Origin of the sequence: Streptomyces sp. NPDC045470 (genome assembly GCF_040646595.1) — a bacterium.
Classification (GTDB): Bacteria; Actinomycetota; Actinomycetes; order Streptomycetales; family Streptomycetaceae; genus Streptomyces.
In genome coordinates this window covers 404,608-427,435 of record NZ_JBEZAN010000006.1, presented here as the reverse complement: position 1 = coordinate 427,435, position 22,828 = coordinate 404,608, and the positions used below count along the sequence as shown (strand labels likewise).

14 protein-coding genes and 1 pseudogene are annotated in these 22,828 nt (G+C 70.8%); 9 read left to right on the top strand and 6 right to left on the bottom strand.

Going from position 1 to position 22,828, the window contains the following annotated elements:
• Positions 1–176 precede the first annotated feature (176 nt).
• Both AB0A97_RS21010 and AB0A97_RS21005 read right to left on the bottom strand, forming a co-directional pair.
• The gene (locus AB0A97_RS21010; RefSeq protein WP_361151928.1) at positions 177–1,268 is read right to left on the bottom strand and encodes an IS110 family transposase; all 1,092 of its coding nucleotides are present in this window, start codon (positions 1,266–1,268) and stop codon (positions 177–179) included.
• 566 nt (positions 1,269–1,834) lie between these two features.
• Positions 1,835–1,933, bottom strand: a pseudogene (locus AB0A97_RS21005) (transporter); the annotation flags it as partial.
• A gap of 1,246 nt (positions 1,934–3,179) precedes the next feature.
• Here AB0A97_RS21005 and AB0A97_RS21000 point away from each other — a divergent pair.
• Positions 3,180–3,527, top strand: a complete 348-nt coding sequence (locus AB0A97_RS21000) for a PadR family transcriptional regulator (RefSeq protein WP_361151926.1) — start codon at positions 3,180–3,182, stop codon at positions 3,525–3,527.
• Entirely contained in the window at positions 3,524–4,522 is a 999-nt protein-coding gene (locus AB0A97_RS20995) for a hypothetical protein (protein ID WP_361151924.1), read from the top strand. The genes AB0A97_RS21000 and AB0A97_RS20995 overlap by 4 nt, the downstream gene beginning before the upstream one ends.
• 91 nt (positions 4,523–4,613) lie before the next feature.
• Here the strand turns inward: AB0A97_RS20995 and AB0A97_RS20990 are convergent, their stop codons facing one another.
• Positions 4,614–4,808, bottom strand: coding sequence for a hypothetical protein (locus tag AB0A97_RS20990; protein ID WP_361151922.1), 195 nt, complete (start codon positions 4,806–4,808; stop codon positions 4,614–4,616).
• A gap of 1,326 nt (positions 4,809–6,134) precedes the next feature.
• Positions 6,135–7,424, bottom strand: a complete 1,290-nt coding sequence (locus AB0A97_RS20985) for a PAS domain S-box protein (RefSeq protein ID WP_361151919.1) — start codon at positions 7,422–7,424, stop codon at positions 6,135–6,137.
• Between the two features lie 360 nt (positions 7,425–7,784).
• On the opposite strand from AB0A97_RS20985, the gene AB0A97_RS20980 reads away from it, so the two are divergent.
• Genes AB0A97_RS20980 through AB0A97_RS20970 form a run of 3 tightly spaced genes read left to right on the top strand, consistent with a single transcriptional unit; the run spans position 7,785 to position 12,762 of the window.
• A complete protein-coding gene (locus AB0A97_RS20980; protein ID WP_361151917.1) occupies positions 7,785–9,269 on the top strand; it encodes an ATP-grasp domain-containing protein in 1,485 nt (494 codons plus the stop codon).
• Entirely contained in the window at positions 9,266–11,287 is a 2,022-nt protein-coding gene (locus AB0A97_RS20975) for a PEP/pyruvate-binding domain-containing protein (protein WP_361151914.1), read from the top strand. Before AB0A97_RS20980 ends, AB0A97_RS20975 begins: the two co-directional genes overlap by 4 nt.
• On the top strand, positions 11,284–12,762 hold the full coding sequence (locus tag AB0A97_RS20970; protein ID WP_361151911.1) for an MFS transporter: 1,479 nt from the start codon (positions 11,284–11,286) through the stop codon (positions 12,760–12,762). The genes AB0A97_RS20975 and AB0A97_RS20970 overlap by 4 nt, the downstream gene beginning before the upstream one ends.
• 75 nt (positions 12,763–12,837) lie before the next feature.
• Here the strand turns inward: AB0A97_RS20970 and AB0A97_RS20965 are convergent, their stop codons facing one another.
• On the bottom strand, positions 12,838–13,482 hold the full coding sequence (locus AB0A97_RS20965; protein WP_361151907.1) for a hypothetical protein: 645 nt from the start codon (positions 13,480–13,482) through the stop codon (positions 12,838–12,840).
• Between the two features lie 641 nt (positions 13,483–14,123).
• On the opposite strand from AB0A97_RS20965, the gene AB0A97_RS20960 reads away from it, so the two are divergent.
• From AB0A97_RS20960 to AB0A97_RS20945, 4 genes are all read left to right on the top strand, one after another.
• Positions 14,124–18,230 (top strand): nucleic acid/nucleotide deaminase domain-containing protein, encoded by a 4,107-nt coding sequence (locus tag AB0A97_RS20960; RefSeq protein ID WP_361151904.1) that lies wholly within the window; start codon positions 14,124–14,126, stop codon positions 18,228–18,230.
• Positions 18,231–18,335: 105 nt separating this feature from the next.
• Positions 18,336–18,749, top strand: a complete 414-nt coding sequence (locus AB0A97_RS20955) for a hypothetical protein (RefSeq protein ID WP_361151901.1) — start codon at positions 18,336–18,338, stop codon at positions 18,747–18,749.
• A 466-nt stretch (positions 18,750–19,215) separates the two neighbouring features.
• Positions 19,216–20,769 (top strand): adenylosuccinate lyase family protein, encoded by a 1,554-nt coding sequence (locus AB0A97_RS20950; protein ID WP_361151899.1) that lies wholly within the window; start codon positions 19,216–19,218, stop codon positions 20,767–20,769.
• Positions 20,766–21,560: a methyltransferase domain-containing protein gene (locus AB0A97_RS20945; protein WP_361151897.1), complete on the top strand. Its 795-nt coding sequence runs from the start codon at positions 20,766–20,768 to the stop codon at positions 21,558–21,560. The genes AB0A97_RS20950 and AB0A97_RS20945 overlap by 4 nt, the downstream gene beginning before the upstream one ends.
• 104 nt (positions 21,561–21,664) lie before the next feature.
• Here the strand turns inward: AB0A97_RS20945 and serC are convergent, their stop codons facing one another.
• Positions 21,665–22,810: a 3-phosphoserine/phosphohydroxythreonine transaminase gene (gene serC / locus AB0A97_RS20940; RefSeq protein WP_361151894.1), complete on the bottom strand. Its 1,146-nt coding sequence runs from the start codon at positions 22,808–22,810 to the stop codon at positions 21,665–21,667.
• Positions 22,811–22,828: the final 18 nt, after the last annotated feature.

Genomic DNA, 22,828 nt, shown 5'->3' with positions numbered 1-22,828 from the left:
CACCCGCTACGACAAGACCGCCGAGTCCTACCAGGCAGCCGTCACCCTCGCATCGCTCCTGATGTGGGCCTGACATTTGAAGACAACTCCTAGGAACAGCACGGGCGGCAGCTTCTGCTGCCGTGGTCGGATGCGCCTCACCGGCGGCCCGTCCGCCCAGCGGACGGCGCTGAAGTTCAGCGCGGTACTGCGGAAATCAAAGCCGGTGTGCAACTCAGGCTTCGGCGGTCCTCCTGAACCAGCCGGTAGACCTCGCGGGCCACGTAGCGCTTCAAACACCGGATGACCTCACGCCGCGTCTTGCCCTCCGTCACGCGCCGCTCGTAATACGCCCGCGTACGAGCATCCCAGCGCAGCCTGCTCAACACGATGCGATGCAGCGCAGCATTCGCCTGCCGATTCCCGCCGCGATTGAGCCGACAATGCTGCCTGTTCCCAGACGAGTACTCAACCGGGCTTGCCCCGCACAACGCGGCAAACGACGCCTCACCACGCAGCCGGTCACTGTTATCACCCATGACGGTCAGCAACACAGCAGCACTATGCGGCCCGATGCCCACAGCGTCAACAAGCCTAGGATGATGGCACCGGATCAGGTCCGCCAGTCGACACTCCAGCACTCTAGCCTGCGCCCTCAGCTGCTCGATGCGCTCAGCCAGCACACGTAACGTGAATCGCGTCGCCCGCACCACCGAGTCCACTCCGCCGTCGCTCTCACTCAACTCCAAGCACGCGCGGACAAGCGCACGGCGGGACAACGTAGCCAACTCTTCACGCAAGGCCGGATCGGCGGTGACCAAGATTGCCTTGAGCTGGTTCGCTGCCTGCCGCTGAGCCTTCACTGCAGAGTCTTTGGCCACGATGTAGATGCGCGCGGTCTCAGCGGGCCCGCTTCCGGACTTCACTGGCGAGTGCGCCCGACCGCTCAGCACGGCACGGGCGGCGGCCTCCGCGTCAGCTCGGTCCGACTTGCTCCGTCGGCAGCGGGCCGAACGCCCAGGGCCCGGAACCTCAACGACCTCGATGCCCTGCGACAGGAGATATCGCGAAAGAGCAGCGCCGTACGTACCAGACGACTCCACTCCGGCGCACCGGATGCCGCCCCACTGGCACGCCCACGCGAACAGTCGCCGATACCCGTCCACAGTGGCGGGAAAGCGCTCGATACCCAGAGTTCTTCCAGACATGGACAGCACAGCCGCAACGTGAAAGTCGCGATGCGTATCCACCCCGAGCACTGCCTCCGTAGCGCCCAAAGAAGGGCCCATAGAGCGGGCAGGTTCTGGTGAATTGATCGTTGATTCACCCCCGTCGGTAGTGTCACCCTGTCAGCAATGCCGCTGGTCCGGACGAGCGGTCATCAGTGAGACAGTGCGCGTACGCCGCGCAGAGCAGTGCTCTGGACACGCTGCCCGAACCAACGTCTGAGCGCACCGCCTGGCCCCATGAACGACGCAGGATGGTCAGGACACTTCGGTCCAGAGATGTCAGGAGTCAGCTCCCGGAGCTGCGGCGGTGTTCACCGTTTTCCTTCCCAGCCACAGGCCCGCAGTAACAGAAAACTCTCCCTGTGACGGATACATTGAAGCTGGGCAGCGCTCACGCCCCCAGGATCGCGCGCCCCAATGAATCGCACGTCCGCGCGAGCAAATGCGCGGGTGGCCTGCGTTCCAACGCGAGACAGCCAACTGCGCGGCTGAACCAGCCGCGATACCGGCGGCAGCGGACGAGACATCGGTGCCGTCACGACCCTCAACGCCCAGCATCGTGTTCTCCTCCACCGACAGGGTGGACGCCCCTTGCTAAAGCACGAAGCAGGGTAGCGGTGGAGCCCCATGTAGTAGAGACCCTGGTTGATCACGCCCGCGCAGGTGCCACACTTGTACTCGACGATCACGGGGGCACCGTTCTCGTCGAGCTCCAGCAAGTCGATCCGCCCGCGACCGGCTGCGTGGCGGAAGCACCCAAGGAGTTCGGATGCTCACGAGCAAAGGGCTACCACCTGCTCTGCCAGGGGCAGTTTCCGTGCCGCACACTCCGCATCAGCCGCAGCACATGCGTCCTCACCGTGTCCGTGCTCCGGGTACTCGATAGCGGCGAGCCCGAGTACAACGGAGCGCCCACGAAGCGGGCTGCTGACACCCTTACCCAGTCACACGAAGATGTCCCGCCGGATCACCGGCGGGACATCTTCGTGTCACCGAAAAGTCACCAACCCCATGGACACCTTCCAACTCAACGGGGCCGAACTGGACATAGGTGTTCGCATTGGACTGGCTGGACGTCCTGAGACGGATTTGCCTACCTGTGCCAGGTCGCCCCGAGCGCCGCCCCCAAAACCAGACAAGGCGCGTCTTCCGGGCCGTCAGAGCGGAATTGCAGGGTCTTCACCGTCGTCTCACTCACCCGCCTGACCCTCTCATCTGTCGCGGGATGTCATATCGCCAGGGTGAACCTAGCGGTCTTGACTCTCCTGCGACAGCGGGTCGGGACACTGACGGAACACTCGAACCGCCAGGTATCCGTTCACTGGCGTGTACGCGTGACCGCGTCGGCAATGGGAGCGCGCGCCTGGTAGGAGACTTGGCCGCGGCCGGACTGGCTCTCCCGTTCATGGCTGTCGGTCCGCAAGCGGTAGCCGGACTCCGAGTTCGGCTCGACTCCTCTCGCCCCCGTGCAGGCCGTCCCCTGAGGCGGCGGCTCCGTGGAGGCCCTCTACGTCCGGCCCGGCATACCGCCTCATGGTCGTCTTGATGTTTGTGTGCCCGACCCAGCTCCGTAAGCCAGTACGCGCGCGCCGACGAAACTGCCTCATCGAGAGAGCTTCCCCTGACTCATGTACCACCACGTAGCCGGACCCGACGTACGCCTCCCCAGAACCAGCTTCTCCTCGGCCGGAAGAGGCCTGAACGCAGCGGGTGTTGATCTCGTGTATCGGCGCTGCGGTACTCGTGTACGCGGCCACCGCCGTGTCCCCGGCGCCAACGGCCGCCGGGGCCGCAGGTCGGGAGAGTGCAGTTCGCGACCGGCGAGGGCCCGGGCGCCCCCGAGGTGCAGGCCCGCCGGGGCGCGGTCGGCCTCGGGCGGGGCGCAGCAAAACGCTGAACAGACCGACGCAGATTCCAAGGCGCCATAGGTGACTGGTCGACATATGCCGATGGGCGACCTATGGTGAGGACGTGACTAGAAGATCTCTGCAGGAACCGACCTCGCTGATCCTGTGCGCCGTGGCGGACCGGCCCCGCCACGGCTACGCGATCACCCAGGAGGTCAAGAAGATGTCGGACGGGCGTGTGACACTGCGAACCGGCACCCTCTACAGCGCCCTGCAACGCCTGCTCGAAGACGGACAGATCCAGGTTCACAGCGAGGAGACCGTCAGCGGACGGGCCCGTCGCACCTATGCCCTGACACCGCAGGGCCGCGCCACGCTGGCCGCCGAAGCCGAGCGTCTGCGCGCCACCGCCGTCGAGGCCGAGCGCCGGCTCGCCGTCCACCGGCCCGGCCCGAAGGGGGCCACCGCATGACCGAGGCGCCTGAACAGGCCCGTACCACACGGCTCTTGCGCCTGTACCCGGCGTCCTACCGCCGCGAGCACGGGCCGGAGATCGCCGCCATCCATGCCGACGTGATCCGGGACGCCGGGCGTCTGGTGCGCCTGCGAGAAGCGGCCGACATGGTCCGGCACGCACTTCGGGTGCACCTGTGTCTGACCTCCGCGGACGGCCCCGGGCGCTTTCTGGCCGCCGCCGCTCCCTACGTCCTGGCCGTCGTGTGCGCCCCCGCCCTGTTCGGATTGCTGGGCAACAGCACGCTGTGGGCAGACGGCTGGACAGCGCAGTACTGGGCGGACGGAGGGCAGACGGCGGACCGGGTGGTGTGGCTCGTCCATGAGTGCGGCACGCTGGCCTGTGCGCTGGCACTGCTGTGCGGGGCCGCAGGACGGTGGGCGCCGGCAAGGATGCTCGCCATGTTCGGTGTGGTGGCCCTGCCCGTGGCCACCTGGGTGTTCGAGGCGGACTACCTCATCTACTTCCGGTACCTGAACCGCCCGCTGCTCGCCACCTCGGACATCCTCTGTCCCGTACTGATCACCCTGATCCTGCTGTGCTGCCCGAAGGACCTGCCACCCGTCCGTGTCCGCGACCGGACAGCGATCGCGGCCGTGGCCGTGGCGAGTTTCCTCACCCATACGCTGGCCTGGGCCACAGGCTCCCTCGGGGAGATGACGTGGGCCACCCAGACGCTGTGGGGGCTGGAAGCTCTGGCACCCCTGGCCGTGTTGGCGGTCTTCCTGTTCGCCGCGCTGGCACGGCGCGGGCGAAGCGCGCGGTTCACGGCCGCGGGAGTGGTCACGGCCATGCTGTTCTGGCTGTGGCACGACTACGGGCTTCTCGGCAGCGTGCCGTACGGCGGCCTCCTCGCCGGGACGCTCCTCGGTACGGCCGTAGCGGCGGCCGCCGTGGTGCGCCGCCGACGCCACACCACACGCAGCAACGGGCCCGCCGCTTCCGGCACCTGACCCCCGCAGCGGCAGTGCGCGGGGACCGGCGGAGAAGGGCCTGCCTGTCCCCGGCCGCAGCAGCGCCGGGGACAGGAGGTCAGGCGGCGTGTCAGGAGGGCGTGGCCCCCGCCGCGACCACCTTCGCGTTCAGGTCGCACCAGGTGGTCGACGTTCCACCGGACGGCACGCGGTTGCCGAAGTGCCGGTAGGTGCCGTAATTCGCCTTGTAGCAGTCGATGTATCCGGTGAAGGACGAACCGGTGCACCGGATGGAGGCACCGTGGTGCCCTCCGCTTCCGACCAAGTACGAGGGTGTGCTGCAGGAGAGTGCTGCGGGGGCGGCGGAGGCATGGGGGGCCATGCCCAGCAGGCCGCCACCCGCCAGTGCAACGGAAGCTGCGACAGCCGCGAAACGGTACCGAGTACGCACGATGGTTCCCCTCTGGGGCGGCAGACAAGGCGATCAGTGCGGTCGTAGCCTGACCCAGCCCGTACGGTCCCACCAGATCACCCATCCGAACTGGCGCAAAGACACCGCTCAGGACCAGGTTCGCGCCGTATCGTCATCGCCACACGCGGCCACATGGGGCCGCAAACGGCCATGGACGGTTCTCTGAGTCTCTGAGTGAAGCGAAGGCGATCCCGCGCAGCGGGCGGACAGGTACGGCGACCGGCTGCGACCACCGGCGGGCGGCGTCCTCGGAAAGCGCGCGCCGTATGGTGCCGTGCGGGGGCGTGGCCGGAGCGGGCTCCGGTGTACCGCGCGCGGCCCGCTCCACCCGCCCGTCGCTCACCGCCCACCACAGCACCCGATCGCGTTCGTCCCGCCAGGCCAGATACAGCAGCGCGCACCCTGCCGCCATGGCCGGGAGGCGCTCCGTCGATGCCGCGCCGAACACCCGCTGCTGCGACGCACAGCGGCCCCCCGCCCTCCCACGCGAGAATCCGTGCGGGCGCAAGCACCCGCACCATCGAAGAGGTCGCGTCGCCCACCGGCGTTCCCTGTGCCGAACGACGCGCCCCTTTACGGCTTGCAGGGTGACCGTGAGTCGGTTTGCCGGAGGGTGAGGCAAGAGTCCGCGAAGACCGCAGCACGAGCGGGCCGCCTCGGCGCAAGGGCAGGCCGGCGCGGATACCGCCCTGGACGTCAGCCCGTTCAACGCACATGCCCTCCTGCCAGCTCGGGGCATCGCTCGGCCCGGGTACGGTCCGGCGGTTTCCGGCGCGGTCGCGGGCTGCTCGGCCCGGCGAGTGCGGGCTGCGCCGATGGCGGTTGCGGCCAAGGCGACGGCACCTGCTCCGCACCGCTCACGTCGGCGAACCAGACAGAGGTCCCGGAAGAGTCCGGCATTGCCCAGTCCGGCCAGTTCTTCCCGCAAGGCGAGATCAGCAGTAATGGGGACGGCCTTGAGCTGGTTGATTGCCTGCGTACGGGTCTTGACGGCCGACACCTTCGTCAGTTTGCAGCGCGCTTCTGGCGGAGGACGCGGTAGGTGACCGTGGCGGGGTTCCCCTTTGCCGGCCTGGGCGGGCGTCGAGGAGCCGGCGCGGGCCTGACGCGATGCCGGCAAGTCGCCGGCTTCGCTGCCTCCCGTGGCCGGCCCGCGGCCGCGGGCGCGGCCCGTGGCTCTCAGCGTGAGCTGAGCGGGCCGTGGGTCGCGGCCGGGCGCGGTGGCCAGGCGCGGGGGGCGAGGATGCCGAGGACGTAGGCACGGGCGACGAGGGCGGGCCTGGTTTCGGCGTCCAGCAGGTCCCGGAGCCGGCTGAGGTGGTAGTCGACCGCCTGCCGGGAGAGCTTCAGCGAGGTGGCGATCTCGCCGTTGGTGCGGCCGCCGGCGAGGAGGGACAGTATGCGGATCTGCGCGGCGGTGAGCGGCGGGTGGGCCTCGTGGGCGATGCTCTGGTCGGTGACGACGGCCCACACGTGCGCGACACGGCCGACGGGCCCGCTCACCGTGGACAGGTGGAGCTGTGCGCGGCGCTGGCGCCCCTCGGCGTCCAGGAGTACGGCGGAGGTCTCCGCCCGCCTGATGCGGCGGGTGATCAGCCCCTCCCAGGCGCGACGCAGGGGGCGGAGGTCGGGCGTGGCGGCGAGCAGAGTGTGCGCGCGGCGGCCGACGAGGTCGGACAGGCGTGTCCGGAACAGTTCGGCGGCGGCCGTACCCGCCTGTTCGATACGGCCGCCGACCGAGAGCAGCGCGCAGGGCAGGCCGCTGTGATCCCGCAGCGCGCGCAGATTCTCCTCGGCCTCCTGGCGCTGGCTCGTCGCGCGGACGTGGTCGGTGATGTCGACATAGATCCCGGCCACACAGGTACGGCCGTTCTCCTGGGCCGGGAAGCGGTGGCCGGCCGCCTGTCCTGTGCTGCCGTCCGAACGGTGATAGCGCAGGTGGTGGCGGACCGGCTTGCCGCGGCTGAGGATCTCCTGGTCCAGGGCCCGGAACTGGGCGGCGTCGGAGGGGGTGTCGAGGTCCTCGATACGGCTGCCGACGACCCGCTCCGGTGTGGTGCCGTAGAGATGCGCGTAGGCGTGGTTGGCCCATAAGTAGCGGCCGTCGCGGTCGCGGAGGAAGGCCGCGGCCGGTGCGAAGTCGGCGAAGTCCGCGAAAGCGGCGTACGGCCGGCCGCCCGCGGGCAGCGTGCCGGCCTCCATCGCGAACCCGCGCGTCCAGCCCGGGCTCCCGTCCTGGGGCCGTCTCACGTCGAAGGTCCGGCCGTCGAACCGGACCAGGTGGTGGTCGTCCTGGAGAGCGGTCCCCGGAGCGGACAGCTCTTGGCGCACGCGGTCCAGGAAGCGCTGCGCGGTGGGCAGGTCGGCGAAGGCCCCGCCGCCCTGCTCCTCGACGCGCCCCTGCTCGTCGGCCTCCCACCAGGACACGGGGAGGCGCTCCAGCAGTGCTCTGAGACCGGGATCGTCCACGGCGGCCTTTCCGTCCATGTCCCCGCCGGGTGGCGGGAAGTGACATGGCGATGCCTATCCCGTGCGGAGTCCGGCCATGCTCGGTTATCGGCCGACTGCGATACGTGAGCGCGTCGCCGGGGCGGCTTGCCTCAGGTGATCCCCACCGTTCGTCCGCCCTCCAACGATGTCCACGACTTTGGCATTTGCCTGATTGGCGCCCGCCTCCGGTGGCATTTCCGGCACTCGCCTTCTGTTTCCCTTGTGTGTGTCACCGGTTACCCGCCGTGTTCTACGCGGGTTGCGTCACCGTGTCCGGGTCCCGGCCCGACGCCTCCGGACGGACGAGCGAACAGAACAAGCGATGGGAGACGAATTTCCGTGAGCACGGTGCTGTTGGTGCACGCCAAGGGTGGTCCGCCGCTCGGCCATGTCCTGTCCCGGGCAGCCGCACGGGCGGACGTGCACCTGCTGGCGCTCAGCGCGCTTCCGCCGTCGGTCGCCGCGTCCGCGGAGCGGCTGTGCGCCTCGGTCGTGCTGCCCACCGACGCGGAGCGGTCCGACCTGGTCTCGTTGATCGTCGCGCGAGCCGAAGCCGTCGGCGCGGACGCGGTTCTCACCTTCTCCGAGTACGCGGTCGTTGCCGTCGCCGAGGCGTGTGAGGCGCTCGGTCTCGCCGGGGCGGGAGACGCCGCCGCGCTCGCCCGCGACAAGCGGATGATGCGGCACACCTGGCACCGGCACGGTCTGCCGCAGCCCGCGTTCCGCCCCGTAGCCACCCAGGCGGACCTCCACGAGGCCGTCGCCGCCCTGACCGCTCCCCTGCTGCTGAAGGCGGCCTGGAGCGCCGGTTCCACCGCCCATCAGATCATCGGCTCCCCGCAGGAGGCCGACGCCGCCTGGCGGCGCTCGCGCGAGACCATGGCCCTGTCCGCCCGGCTGGGCTTCGCCGAACTCCATGTGGCCGAGGCAGCCGGACACTTCGTGGTCGAGGAGATCGTGACCGGCGACACCGCGGGCTGGTTCGACGAGCCCGGCTGGGGCGACTACGTCAGCGTCGAGGGCGTGGTGACCGGCGGCGTCTTCCGGCCGGTCTGCGTCAGCGGCCGGATGCCGACGGTGCAGCCGTTCACCGAGCGCGCCGGCATCACCCCCGCGTCGCTTCCCGCGGACCTCCAGGACCGCGTCGTCGCCCTCGCCCGGGAGGCCGTCGACGCCCTCGGCCTGCGCGACTGCGGCACGCACACCGAGATCAAGCTCGGCGCCGACGGGCGCATGTGGCTGATCGAGACGGCCGCCCGGTTCGGCGGCGCGATGACCGTCCCGCAGATCGAGGAGGTGTTCGGGCTCGACGTCGTCGGCATGCTCGTGGACCATCTTCTGGGCCGTCCGGTCGCCTGGCCCGAGCGGGTCCTCGGCCCGGAGCAGGCGCGGGGCGCCGCGGGCTCCCTAGTCGTGCTCGCGGTGGACGGCCGCGGCGCGGCCTGGCGGGACCGCAGGCGGTGGGACTTCTCCGTGGTGCAGGAGGCCGTCGCGCTGAGCGCGGGCAGCACGCTCTCGGTGGTACCGGAGAGTTCCCTGCCCGACGGCAGCACCGTACCGGTCTACGACCCCGCCGGCGGCGCCAACACGATGGCGGCCCTGTGCCTGCTCTCCGCCGCCGACGCGCGCACCGTGCTGCGCGACTTCACGGCTCTGGTGGACGCGCTGCCCGACGTGCTGCCGCCCGCCGTACCCGCCGCGCCGCGGTCCGAGGCTCCGGCCGCCCGGCCCCCGGCCACGGTCACGTCCACGGCCACTCCGTTGCCATCCCCCACCCGCCCGCGCGTCCGGCCGGCCGTACCGTCCGAGGAGGTCGCCGTATGACCACCACTCCGCTCCCCGTCAGCGTCGCGGATCCCGCGACCGACCGCACGGTCGTCGGGGAGAACCTCTCGCTGCCGCTGTTCCGTACGCTGTCCGGGGTCCTGGCAGGCCACCCGTACCTGAAGGTCGTCGTCGACCGCGCCGAGGCCACCTGGCACCTGCTCGACACGGCCGCCCACCCCTTCCACGTGAACTACATCGCCACCCGTGTCCTCGGCATGGACCTCTCCGAACTCGACGCCCGGCTCGACGAGTTCAACGCGTCCGTCTACATGGACCCCGAGCGCCGCTTCCTGCTCGGAGTGCTGTCCCTGCACACCGACGAGGACCGGGAAGGCCGGGAGGGCCGCGAAGGCACCTTCCTCGTGCTGGAGACCACCGAGGCCGACACCATGCACGGGGAGTTGCTGGAGTTCTTCTACAGCTTCGTCCGGGAGCGCGTCGACGGCAGGCTGCCGCTCCTGCTCAAGCCCGCCAACCACGGTCAGGAGGAGGCACTGGCCTCGGTCAGTGAGCAACGGGTGCCGCGCATCCTCGGCCACCAGCTCTTCGGCTCCAAGGTCCGAGTGCCGCTCAACGCCGGGGAAGCCACCGGCCGGCTGCGCTGCTTCGAGACCGTGGCGGAGTACGAGGCGGCGGCCGGCGGACTCGGCTGGTCGGACATCGTCGCCATGCCCTGCCTGCCGGACGGCGTGCAGCGGGTGGCCGGATTCATCAACACCGCGCCCATCACCCCGCTGTCCCACACCAACGTCCTCGCCTCCGGATGGGGCATCCCCAACGCGATCGTCCGCGACCTGGACCAGCTCGTCGAGAGGGACGGTCTGGACGGGGCCTGGGTCAGCTACCGGGTCCGCGAGGACGAGATCACCCTGGAGCGGCTGGAGCAGGCCCCCGAGCTGCGGGCCCCGGCCTGGCACCAGCAGCGCATCCGCCTGGAACCACCGCTCCTGGAGGACGCGCCCGTCCTCTCCCTGCACCGGCTGCGCAGCGCCGACCGGGACCGCTACGGCACCAAGGCGGCCAGCCTCGGAGAGCTGCACCACGTGCTCGACAGCCGCACGGCCGACCTCACCGCGTTCTACGGCCGCCCCCGCCCGCCCCGTAAGAACCTGTACGGGCACCTCGCGGCCCGGCTCGGCCTGGACGCGCCCTCCGCCACCGAACTCCGGGCGGCCGCGTCCGCCTTCGTGGCCGGCACCGTCGCGGCCCCCGAGGGCATGGCCCTGCCGTTCTCCCTCCTGCACCGGTTCCTCACCTCCTCCCCCGCGCTCCAGCAGGGCATCGGCAAGCTGAAGATGGCGCTCGAACTCGACGCCATGGGCGTCCTCGACTCGCTCTGCCTGGAGATCCAGCACCTGATCCGGCACACCGCGATGCCCGACTCCGTCACCGGGGAGATCACCCGGTCCCTCCCCGCCCCGCTCGCCGCCGGCGGCCGCCTCGTCGTACGCTCCTCCTCCAACGCCGAGGACCTGCCGGGCTTCTCCGCGGCCGGCGTCTACGACTCCGTCACCACCGTCCGCGGCACCGGCGAACTCCTGGACGCCGTGCGGCAGGTGTGGGCCTCCCTGCTCTCGCCGCGCAGTGTGCGGCTGCGCCACCAGGTCGGCATATCCCTGGACGACACCTACATGGGCGTGATCATCCAGGAGTACGTCCCCGCCGCGCTCGGCGGCGTCCTGGTGACCTGCGACCCCACCCGGCGCGAGGACTTCCGCAACGTCTACCTCAACTGTTCGCCGGGCTCGCCCGAACAGGTCGTCGAGGGCGAGGTGCTGCCGCAGCAGTACCTCTACAACACCGTCGAGGGCGGCGGGCGCACCGTCGCCCTCGGCTCCTGGAGCGAGGGCCTGCCCGCCACCGCACGGGCCCGGCTGGCGGACCTGTCCCTGACCGGCCGGCTGCTCCAGTCCCACTTCAGCGCCCCCGAGGTGGACGACCCCCTGGACATCGAGTGGCTGCTGACCGACCAGGGCGACTTCCGCCTGGTCCAGATCCGCCCCTACGCGCTGTGAGCCCCCACCCCCCGCGCTCCGCGGCACGGCCCGCGGCCACGCCCCCGACCGGCACCGCCCGCCGTGTCATCCGCCTCAACTACGGCTTCCAGCTACTGTTCAACCTGCTGTGGTGGATGCCGGTGTTCTACGCCTACCAGAAGGACGCCGGCCTCTCCGACGGGCAGATCTTCGGTATCCAGAGCATCTACTACGTGGCCTTCTGCCTCTTCGAGATCCCGACCGGACTGATCGCCGACCGCATCGGTACCCGCAACTGCCTGCGGGCCGGCGCCGTCGTGATGACCGCGGCGAACCTCGCCCCGGTGGTCAGTTCCTCGTACTCCGGTTTCCTCGTCCACTTCCTCGCCATCGCCGCAGGCCGCTCCCTCACCTCGGGCGCGGCCAGCGCGTACCTGTACGACGGGTTGCGCGCCGAGGGGTGCGAGGAGCACTACCTCAAGGCGGAGGGGACCGCCCGGGCCCTGGGACTCGCCGCGAAGATCCTGTGCTGGCCCCTGGTCGGGCCGCTGATGGTCCTCGTCCACCCGGCCCCGTACCTCCTGAGCGCCCTGAGCGCGGCGGGTTCCCTGATCTGTGTCGTCGCCCTGCCACGAACGGCAACGTCCGCCGAGGCACGCGGTACGGCCTCGCCGGGCCGGACCGGAAAGCCCCGGGCACCGAGGGGCGGGCGCGACACCTCACTGGGCGACGCGAAGGCCGCACTGCGCTGCGTCGTCTCCTCGCCGTGGCTGGCGCTGGTCATGGTGCAGGGCGTGGCCGTGTTCACTCTGTCCAGGATCTGTCAGGTCAACCTCTTCCAGCCGATCCTGCTCGACCACGGCATCGGCGAGTCCGCGCACGGCGGGGTACTCGCCGCCATGACGGTGGCGGAGGCCGTGGGCTCGGCCCGCCCCCAGTGGCTGGGCCGCCGCCTGACACCGGTGGCCTGGGTCTCCGTCCTCAGCCTCGTCCTCGCGGGCACCCTGGCGGGCATCACCCTCGGCGGGCCCTGGACGGTCGTCGCTCTCCTCTGCGTGTTCGCCGCCGCGGCCGGCTTCGCCTATCCCGTCCAGCGCAAGCTGGTCAACGATGCCGTACCTGCCGGCGCCCCACGGGCGACGCTGCTGTCGGTCGAGTCGATCGTGGACCGCGCGGTGTGCGCGCTGGCGGCCGTCGCCGTGGGCGCCTACCTCTCCGCAGGCCACCTGGACGCCCTGCTCTGGCACAGCGCCCTGGCGACGGCGGTGCTGCTCGGCGCCTTCCAACTGGTCCTGCGGAGCATGCGGACGCGGCGCGGTGTGGAGGGGACGACGGAGGGGCGTGCGGTCCTGGAGACGACGGAGCAGCCGGATTCCGAGACGGCAAAGGGACCGGGTCCCGAGGCGACAGAAGGGCCGGGTTCCGAGACGGCGGAGGAGCCGGGCTCCCGTCGAGGGCATCCGGGAGGCGCGGCGTCCGGCGCGCCGGACACACATCCCAAGGCCGCCGTGTAGGACGCCCGCACTCCCGCGCCCACTTCGGGGCGCGGGAGTGCGGGCGTACGTACGGGCGCAGGCGCACACAACTGCTCAGGCGCGCCGACGGGAGCCGTACGTCAGGCACTCGATCACTCGGGCCGGGAGGTAGGCGGGACGGAAGGGCCGTCCGACCCGATAGGCAACGTAACCGAGCGAAGCCGCCACGTACGTCTCCTCGGCAGTCTCCCCCTCGTAGACGAGGCGACAGCCGTGCGCCGCGGCCTTGGCACGCTTCCAGAGGGCGGGTGCCGGCTTACGCTCCGCCTCGGTGCGCGGAGTGAGGATCCGGTCGCCGAAGTCCTCCCAGGCGAACGGGACGGGCCCCTTCCACGCGCCGTCGACCTCCTTCTTCAGGGCGGCAGCGCGCTCGGCATCCGTGGTGCCCCACGAGGACGGCACGTTGGTGATCAGCCCGACCTCGATGTGCCGCTCCCGCAACGTGCGCAGGTACGCGGCGGCACCCGGCAGATAGCGGATGCCGGAGTCCGCGGCCGTGTGCACCAGAGTCTCGCCCAGATCGAAGTAGACGATGGCACAGCCGCGCGCCGAAGGGGTCCGCGCCCCCATCGGAACGCCGTGCGACACGTCCGCCGGCACGGCCGCACTCGCCGCGGTACCCGGCATGACCGACGCCACCGCGACGGCCGACACCACGAGTCCGGTACGGAAGAAGCCACGGAAAGACGTTCTCTGCATGGCGTTCGGCGCCCCTCTCATCGACGCGCCACACAGGCGCGCCCCCCGTCAGATGCGTGACCGACAGACGCACGAAGCACCCCTACGGCCCCTCGCACCCCCGGAAGAGACCCGCTCCCCCGTCATCGCTGCTTCCCGCCATACCCCTGAACAGCACACGCCACTCGCCGACACACCACCGAGCACGTCGGCCGCCTCCTCGCGGGCGGCCATACTCAGGGCTTCCAGAACACGTGGACGCTGGAGAGCAGTTGCGCCTACCTGTGCAAGGTCGTCCCGTGAAGCGTCAGGTGGCGCTGTCCAGATCGTTGGGCAGGTCGTTGGGCGCGGCGGCCGCGACGTCCCTCGTACCTCTCCGGGCCCTGGCGTTGGCCTACCCCCCTGTCCGTACATCACGGCCGTGATCCCACAACGATCACGATCCGGGGCCGACCGCCTCGCGGATCTTGTCATATGCACATCCAGCGTGCCTACTGTGAAGAACCCGTGCCCTACCGACGAAGAACACGCCCGTTGACATAACCGGGCGGCCATCCCATTTGCTGACGCCCTGGCGTCAACCCTCGGCAGCAGGCGCGGGTTTCACCTGATCCGTCACACGCATGTTTCGCGCTGCCCAGGGCCGCGTGGAAGGAGTCGAGTTGTTTCTCAGAGGTATGGCGGACAAGCGCCGAAAGCGAAGACTTGCCCGTTTAGCTCCGGCGCTGACCCCGGTCACCGCGCTGGCTCTGCTGGCCGGTCTTGCTGTTCAGCCGGAGGACCTGACGGCGAAGCAGGCGGGACGCTCCGCCAAGGCCGCCGACTCCTACGGCCGGCTCAGCGTTGCCTCGGCCGAGCAGTTGCGCGAAGACCAGTGCCTGATGAACGACGTGCTGCGGCTGGGTGGGGCGTCCATGGCCGCGGCAGCCCAGGACGGTCTCAACCAGCCGCCGGACAAACTGCGGGTGCTGGCCAACCGCGATTACTGGGAGGACACTCCCCTCGGCCGGGCGTATGCCGCTGACGAAAGTGCCGCGGACAAGGCGGTGGAGTCCCTCGACGCCCTGGTTCAGGGGTGGAAGGCGCCTCTGGACGGCCTGGACACGCCGGGCGGTTTCACCGAGACCGGCTTCCACTGGCCGCCCGGCTCTCCGGGTGACGGAAAGAAGAATTTCTACTACCAGACCGGCCTCTGGCAGTGGCACGCAGGGCAGTTCTGGAAGGACGAGGAGGAGTTCTACAAGGACCCCACCCCCACTGCCGACGACGCCACCAAGAAGGCGGTGACCGACCTCGGCGGTCCGCTGTACTCCAAAGATCCGGACACCGGCCTGCCGCCCGACGAGTGGAACCGGGCCAACGCCGAACACGATGCGTACGTATCTCTCACGGACGACGTGTTCGAGCCGATGGGGGCCGACAACGCCCGGATCTTTCTGGAATCGGGCGGATTCCCGAAGTCGGCTCCGCAGCCGGACAGCGCCGAGTTCCGCGTCGCGGTCGAGAATCTCAAAGCCCGCTTCGCCGCTTGCGCGTGGCGCGACCCGATCGACCCGGGCAAGGTGCTCGGCGACGAGGTGAGCAGCGCTGCCCAGGAGTGGCAGCAGGAGATCGCCTCACAGGCCGCACAGCGCAACCAGATTCTGGACGCCAACACCGGGGCGACGACGGCGCTGGCCTCCGGGGCGAAGATTCTCGGCAATATGCTGGGCAACTCCTGGGTGGCCGACCATGTCGCCCGGTGGCAGTCGTACTGGTCGCCCGGTGGCGCCGGCAGCAAAGAGCCCAGTAAGCCCGACGCCGCGCAGTTCGCCAAAGCCAAGAAGAGCCTGGGTCAGGCACGAGCGGTGGCGAAGGCGCAACTGATTCTGCTCACGCAGCAGGCGTCGGCGGCCAAGCGGGCGGTCACCGTCTCCGACACCGCCGAGCAGGCCGCCCACGCCATCGCCGACACCAATGGGGCGCCGCGCGGGCGCGGGTTGCTGGTCGCGCAGCAGAAGGCGCAGGTCACCCATGGGGTGGCGGCGGCGCTGGAGGCGATGGTCGTCGCCGGGCAGACAGCGGAGTCGGCCACGCGGGCTTCGGCCTCCGACAGCGCGACCATCGCGCAGCGCGCGCTGGCCCAGGCGGCGCAGTCGAAGGCGGAATTCCGTAAGCAGGCAGCACAGTACGCCGAACAGCAGGCCAAAGCCTCGGCGGCCTCCGCGAAGGAGCACCGCGACAACGCGAAGAAGGACAAGGAGACCGCCGAAGCCAAGCTGCGGGAAACGCTCAAGGCGGAGGCCGACGCCAAGACCGCGGCGGCCGATGCGCACGCCAAGCGGCTGCTTGCGGAGGCCGAGGAGAAGACGGCCAAGGCGGAGAAGGAAAAGGCGGACGCCAAGAAGGCCGATGCCGCGCAGCACCGGCGCAACGCCGAGAATTACCGGTCCACGGCGGAAGGGGCGAAGCAGCAGGCCGATACCGCGGCCGCCACTGCCGCCGACCGGCGTAAAGCGGCGGAGTCGGCCCGCGACAGTGCCAAGGCCAAGCGGGACGATGCCTGGGACGCCGAACAAAAGGCGGACGCGGCCCGTGCCAAGGCGGACGCGAAGGGCGCGTACGCCGACGCGCACGAGGCCGACGACAACGCCAAGGCGGCCCGTGCGGCGGCCGATGACGCGGATCGGGCGGCCACCGCTGCCGAATCGGCAGCGAAGTCGGCCCGTGGCGAGGCCGATGCGGCTTCACAGGCCGCCGCGGACGCGGATGCCGCCGCCACGCGTGCCGAAGCCGCCGCGAGCCGGTCCCGCGCCGCTTCCGACGCGGCCCAGGCCGACAAGCTGAAGGCCGATGCCGCGGTCAGGACGGCCACCAGCGCCGCCGCTGACGCCATCGCCGCGTCCCAGCACGCCGCTGCCGAGGCCAACGCCGCGGTCAAGGACGCCGAGGCAGCCGAGCAGCACGCCAAGGATGCCAAGGCCCACGCCGACGAGGCCGGGAAGGAGACCGTCAAGGCCCGGGCGGCAGCGGCGAAGGCCGCCGGCTTCGCCTATGCCACCGCGCAGGCGGCCGCGGACGCCCGCCAGGCGGCGGCACAGGTCGCCAAGCCGGCCAACGACGCCATCCAGCTGGGCTCGCGCTACGCCACCACCGACTCCGCTGCCCCGCTGGTCGTGCTCACCGGGCAGGCGTCGAAGACCATCGCCGAGCAGCAGGCCGCGGTGGCCGAGGCGCATGCCAAGAACGCCAAGAAGGAAGCCGAGCTCGCCAAGAGCCTCGCCGACAAGGCCGCCGCGGACACGAAGGCCGCTTACCAGAGCGCCGCTCGGGCCGCCGATTACGCGGCGGAGGCCCGTGGTTACGCCAATGAGGCGCTCGGCCATGCTGCCGAAGCGGCCGCGGCGGCGTCCAAGGCCGCGCAGTCGTTGAGCCGTACCATCGAGTACGACCGGCAGGCCACCGTGGACGCTGCCGCGGCCGACGCGGCCGCGGGCCGGGCGGAGGGCTACGCCAAGGGCGCCCGGGCCGCTGCGGACGCGGCGGCCCTCGACGCCGAAGCGGCCCACGCGGCCGCCGACGCGGCGGAACAGGCCGCCCGTGATGCCCGCGCGGCGGCCGACCGCGCGGACGCGGACGCCACCGCCGCCGAAGAAGCGGCCAAAGACGCGCAGAGGTATGCCGACTCGGCCCAGGACGCAGCGGACGAGGCCGAACGGAAGCAGGCCAACAAGCAGGTCTCCACGGGGGCCGGTACCGGTGTCGGTGGCGTGTTCTATGTCATCGACGAGAGCGCGTCCAAGCTGATCAGCGCGGACCAGATCGGCGAGTGCCCGGCCAACGCGCCCCTGGTCGGCTGCAATGCGACCTATACGCTGCACATGGACGTCGTCGCCGACTTCTACCTGTGCACCGACGCGAACGCCCTCGCCACCGCCGCGGGCTGCCCCAAAAAGGCCTGGCGCTACGTCGACCGGCAGACGTTCAAGAACCAGACCAGCCAGTGGAACCATCACTTCAGCGGCAGCGACATTCTCCGTCTGGGCTGGCAGAACCTCTTCGGTGACGCGCTGGGTACGGTGCTCTACGAGGTCATCCTCGGTGATTTCGTCAGGTGTCTGCACGGCAGCTCGTCCAGTTGCGCCTGGGCACTGGCCATGTTCGCTCCCGTCGGAAAGCCGCTGGGCGCCCTCGCCGACGGAATTCGGGCCCTCGACGCGTCGGCCAGGACCGGCATCGGATTCGCGGACGCATGGAAGGGGCTGCGGGCCCTCGGCGTCTCGGAGGAAGTCCTCCTGGGCACCGGGATCAAGGCCGTCGACGACCTTCTCAAGTCCTGCACCAGACGCTCTCGTACGGTCGCCTTCGCCGCTTCCCGGCCGAACTCCTGCGAAGGGATCATCGCCTACAATAGCGATGCGCTGAGCCGCGCCGCTTACCAGGGCAGGATCGGGACCGGAGTGACGCCCGGACGGAATGTCGCGGCCGCGCGGGTGCCGGGGTGGAACGACCCCAAAACCGGTGACATCGTGGTCGGATTCAGCAAGGGCAACAGCTACCACTCGGAAAACCATATTCTGGACCAACTGGCGGAACGGGGCTTCAAGCCGACGCAGATCACCGAGCTTTACAGTGAACGTCAGCCCTGTGGAGCGTGTGCACCCCTGCTCGAAGGGGCGTTGAAACCGGGTACGCCCATCAGGTGGTCCGTCCCCTGGACGGACGATTACGACCTGAACCAGCTGTACGCAGTGTCCCTGCGCGACATGATCCGCGACGCCAGGGGCTGAGCCGGGCAGTTGATTCGGGGCCCGGCGGGAATCAGCAGCACGGGGAGACCGGCCGGGCCCCCTTCGGGGCAGCACACACCACGAGCACTGGAAGAGTGAGCAGAAATGTATGACTACAGCGAAGTGACCGGTGAGGTGCTGAACGAGAGGAATGCGCTGGCTGCCCGGGCGCTCCGAGAGCTGGAACTGGCGGGTTTTACCGCGTTCTTGCAGGACGGTGCCGGAGGCCCGCCCGGAGCAGAGGTCGAAGTCGACCTCGGGGACGACGCAGCGGGAGGGGTCTACGTGACCTGGAAAACCCACCCGACGCTTACGCGTACCGCGCTTGAAAAGGTACAGAGCGGCCAGCTCCAGGCGCGAGAGATCCGGCATTCCGGGGCAGTTGGCCGGTATATGCAGGACGCGATGATTCACATCCTTGCTTCCGCGGGACTTCAGGCCGAAGCCGCGGAGGACGACATGCGCCCGACGGCAGTCCGCGTGCGGGAGGTTGCGGACGAGGATCAGGGTGCTTCTTGAGAGATGCCGGCAAGAACGAGCGAGGCTGAGCCCGACGCTCACGTCGAGGCAGGTTTCTCGGCTCGGCGGCGACAACTCCGGGACTCGTCGGCCATGCGGGCCAGGGCCCCAGCACGCCGCCGGGAGAGCCGCCGCAGGCTCATGGACAGAACGGCGAGGGGCGGGCACAGGTGGTGAGTCGCAGGCGAGGAGACACGCCGGTGACTGGTTCGCGGGCAGCCCGCCATGCCGGGCAGAGCCGACCGAGCCGGGGACGGCTGGGGCGTCGCGCCGACGGGACTTGCCTTCCGCGGCTCGCCCGCCGCGACGCTCCGGCTCCTCTCCCCCGCACAGCAAGGCTCACCGGTCCCCCGGGAACAGCCACCGCGCACCCTATTGGCCCCGACTCCCCCGTGTGGTGCCATGAGGCGAGTTCTGCCGGGATGACCGAAGTGACCTAGAAGCAACTCACTGAATGCGAGGATTCATGGCTGTTTCTCGCAGGCACCAGCAGGCACCCGCGGCACCCGCCCCGTACGGGGACGGCCTCCCCCACGGGCCCGACGCGCCCGCGCCACCGGTGTTCGGGGGTGACGGCGGCCGCACGGTGGCGGAGTGCGGGCACGAGCGGGGACACGTACTGGATTCGCTCTTCCACGGGCAGGGGTACGCCACGGCCACCAGCCGCCGGATCTTCTGTGACCGATGTCGGCTGCAACGATGGCTGCGGGTGGAGGCGGCCCTGGCGGCCAGTCAGGAACGGCTCGGCATGCTCGCGCCCGGCACGGCGGCGCAGGTGGCGCGGGCCTGTGAGCCGGGCCGGATCGACCTGGTCTCCCTGGCGCCGGAGTTCCGCCGTACGGGCCACTCCCTCGTACCGCTGCTGCGCGGCCTGGCGGCGGCCTGCGAGGCGGACTCGGGTGAGACGGTGCACCTGGGAGCCACCACCCAGGACATCCAGGACACCGCACAGTCCCTGGAGATGCGGGACGTGCTCGACGAGGCGGACCGGGAACTCGCCGCCATGACGGCGCGGCTGATCGCGCTGGCCGGGACCCACCGCGACTCTCTGATGGTGGGCCGCACCCACGCCCAGCCCGCGCTGCCGATCACCTTCGGTCTCAAAGTGGCGAGCTGGCTCGACGAACTGGGGCGGCACGGCGAGCGGCTGGCCCAGTTGCGCGAACGGGCCCTGGTGGCCCAGTTGCACGGCGGCGTCGGCACCATGGCCGGGTTCCACGGGCGCGGGCAGGAACTGCTCACCGACTTCGCCGCCCGCCTCGGACTCGGGGAGCCCGCCGTCGGCTGGCATGTCGCGCGGGACCGGGTGGCGGAGTACGGCACCACCCTGGCCCTGCTGACGGGGACGCTGGCCCGGATCGCCGAGGAGATCCGGGTCCTCTCGCGCGCCGAGGTCGGCGAACTGTCCGAGGGCTGGGAGTACGGGCGGGTGGGCAGCAGTACCATGCCGCACAAGCGCAATCCCGAACGCTCCGAACAGGTCGTCCTGCTGGCCCGGCTGGCCCGCTCCGCCGCCGCGCTCGGCGTCGAGGGCATGGTGCAGGAGCACGAGCGCGACGCGCGGGGCCTGCGGATGGAGTGGGTCACCGTCGCCGATGTGTCGCACTACACGCTGGCTGCGCTGGCGATCCTGAACGACGTCCTCGCCGGGCTCCAGGTGCACCGCGAGCGGATGGCGGCGAACGCGGCCTCGGTGGCGGAGTTCCTGTGCACGGAGGCGCTGATGCTGGCGCTGGGCGAACGCATCGGCAAGCAGACCGCGCACACCCTCGTGTACGCGGTGAGCCAGCGGGCACAGAGCGACGGCCGCCCCCTGCGCGCCTGCGTACGCGAGTGCGCGGACATCACTTCCCGGATCCCCGCCGCCACGCTCGACGATCTGCTCGATCCTGCCCGTTACGTGGGCGAGGCCGGCGCCCTGACCGACCGGGCGGTGGCCCGCGCCCGGCTCCGGCCGCCCCCGCCCGCAACGCCCGGCGTGCCCCGGGCGGATCGCGCGGAGGAGGGGGTGCCCTCATGACCGCGCTCCTGCGCTTCGACGGCGAACGGGCCTGCGAGGCCGACATCGAGGCGCACACTCCCGAGATGCGCGGGCAGCGGCGGCACCTGCTCCGGCAGCTCGCCGTGACATCCGGGCAGCGGGTGCTGGACGTCGGCTGCGGCCCCGGCTACCTGGTCTCGGAGCTGGTGGACCCGGTCGGCCCGGACGGCGCGGTGTACGGCATCGACATCAGCGCGTCGATGCTGGACCTGGCGAGGGCACGGTGCGCGCCGGCCGGCGCGCGGGTCAGCCTGGTGGCAGGGCGCTGCGAGCAGATCCCGTTCCCCGACGCGTCGTTCGACGCCGCCGTCTCCTCACAGGTGTACGAGTACGTCGGTGACATCGAACAGGCGCTGGCCGAGCTGTACCGGGTACTGCGCCCGGGAGGCCGCGCGGTGGTGCTCGACACCGACTGGGACTCCCTGGTGTGGCACTCCGCCGACCGCCCCCGGATGCGGCGCGTCCTCACTCTGTGGGAGGACCATGTCGCCGACCCCCGGCTGCCCCGGCGGCTCGGCCCGCTGCTCCGGGAGGCCGGGTTCACCGAGGAGAGCCTGACCACGCTGACCTTCCTCAACCGGCGGTGCCACCGCGACGCCTACAGCTACTGGCAGGTCGGCTTCATCGAGGCGTTCCTCGCCGGCCACCCCCGCGCGGACCCGGACGAGACCAGGGCCTGGGGCCGGGAGCTGCGCGAGCTGGACGCGGCGGGCCGGTACTTCTTCAGCCTCGGCCGGTACGCGTTCACCGTGGTCAAGCCCGGAGACTGAGCGAGTCCGTGGGGCCCGGCGACTGAACCGCTCCGAGGGGGCCGGACCGCCTCTCGGGCCGGGCCCCACCCCACCCTCCCCGCAGGCGCGGCCCGCCCGCCGCCTCACCCCCGTACTCGCGCGAACTCCCGGAGGAAATCGGCCAGCGCCCGTACGCCCTCCAGGGGCATCCCGTTGTAGACGGACGCCCGCACCCCTCCCACCAGGCGGTGCCCGGCCAGCCCGAGAAGCCCCTCCTCCCGCGCGCGGTCCAGGAACTCCCCGGTCAGCGATTCGTCGGCGAGCCGGAAGACGATGTTGGTGACGGAGCGGTGGGCCGGGTGGGCGGTGGGGCGGTAGAACGCCGTACGGTCCAGTTCCTCGTAGAGCAGCCGTGCCTTGGCCAGGTTCGTCCGCTCGACCGCCGCGAGGCCGCCTTGGTCGCGTATCCACTCCAGCGTGAGGGAGAGGACGAAGACGGCGAAGGTGTTCGGGGTGTTGTCGAGGGACTTGGACGCCGCGTGGACGGAGTAGTCCAGCAGCCGGGGCGTCTCGGACAGGGCGTGGCCGAGCAGGTCGTCGCGGACGGTCACCAGGGCCGTGCCGGCGGGCCCCAGGTTCTTCTGGAACCCGGCGTAGACGATGCCGAACCGGCTGTGGTCCAGCCGCCGGGAGAGGATGTCGCTGGTGGCGTCGGCCACCAGCGGGGCGGGGCAGTCCTGCGGAAAATCGTTCCAGCGGGTGCCGTGGACGGTGTTGTTGCTGGTGAGGTGGAGAAAGGCGGCGTCCGGCGGGCAATCCCGTACGGTCACCTCCGGTATCCGGTCGAAACCGGTGTCCTGGCTGCCAGCGACGGTCACAGCGGTGCCGTAGCGGGCGCCCTCGCGCTGCGCCTGCTGGGCGAACAGGCCGGTGACGACGTACCCGGCGGTGCGGGTCGGTGACCGGCCGATGAGGTTGAGCGGCACGGCGGCGCACTGCATCCGGGCGCCGCCGTGCACGAACAGCACCTGGTGGTCCGCCGGGAGCCCGGTCACCTCCCGGTACAGCGCCACGGTGGAGTCGAGTACGCCGGTGAAGCGGGGATGCTTGTGGCTGATCTCGATGATCGACGCACCGTCGCCCGCGTGCGCCGCGAACTCCTCGCGCACCCGCCGCGCCACCGGCCGGGGCAGCGTCGCGGGTCCCGCGGAGAAGTTGTACGCGTCCCGGGGCTCCGGCGGCGTGCCGGGCGCGCCCCGCCGGTTGCCCTGCGTCTGCAGCCGTCCCATCCCGCCGCCCCTCCCGGT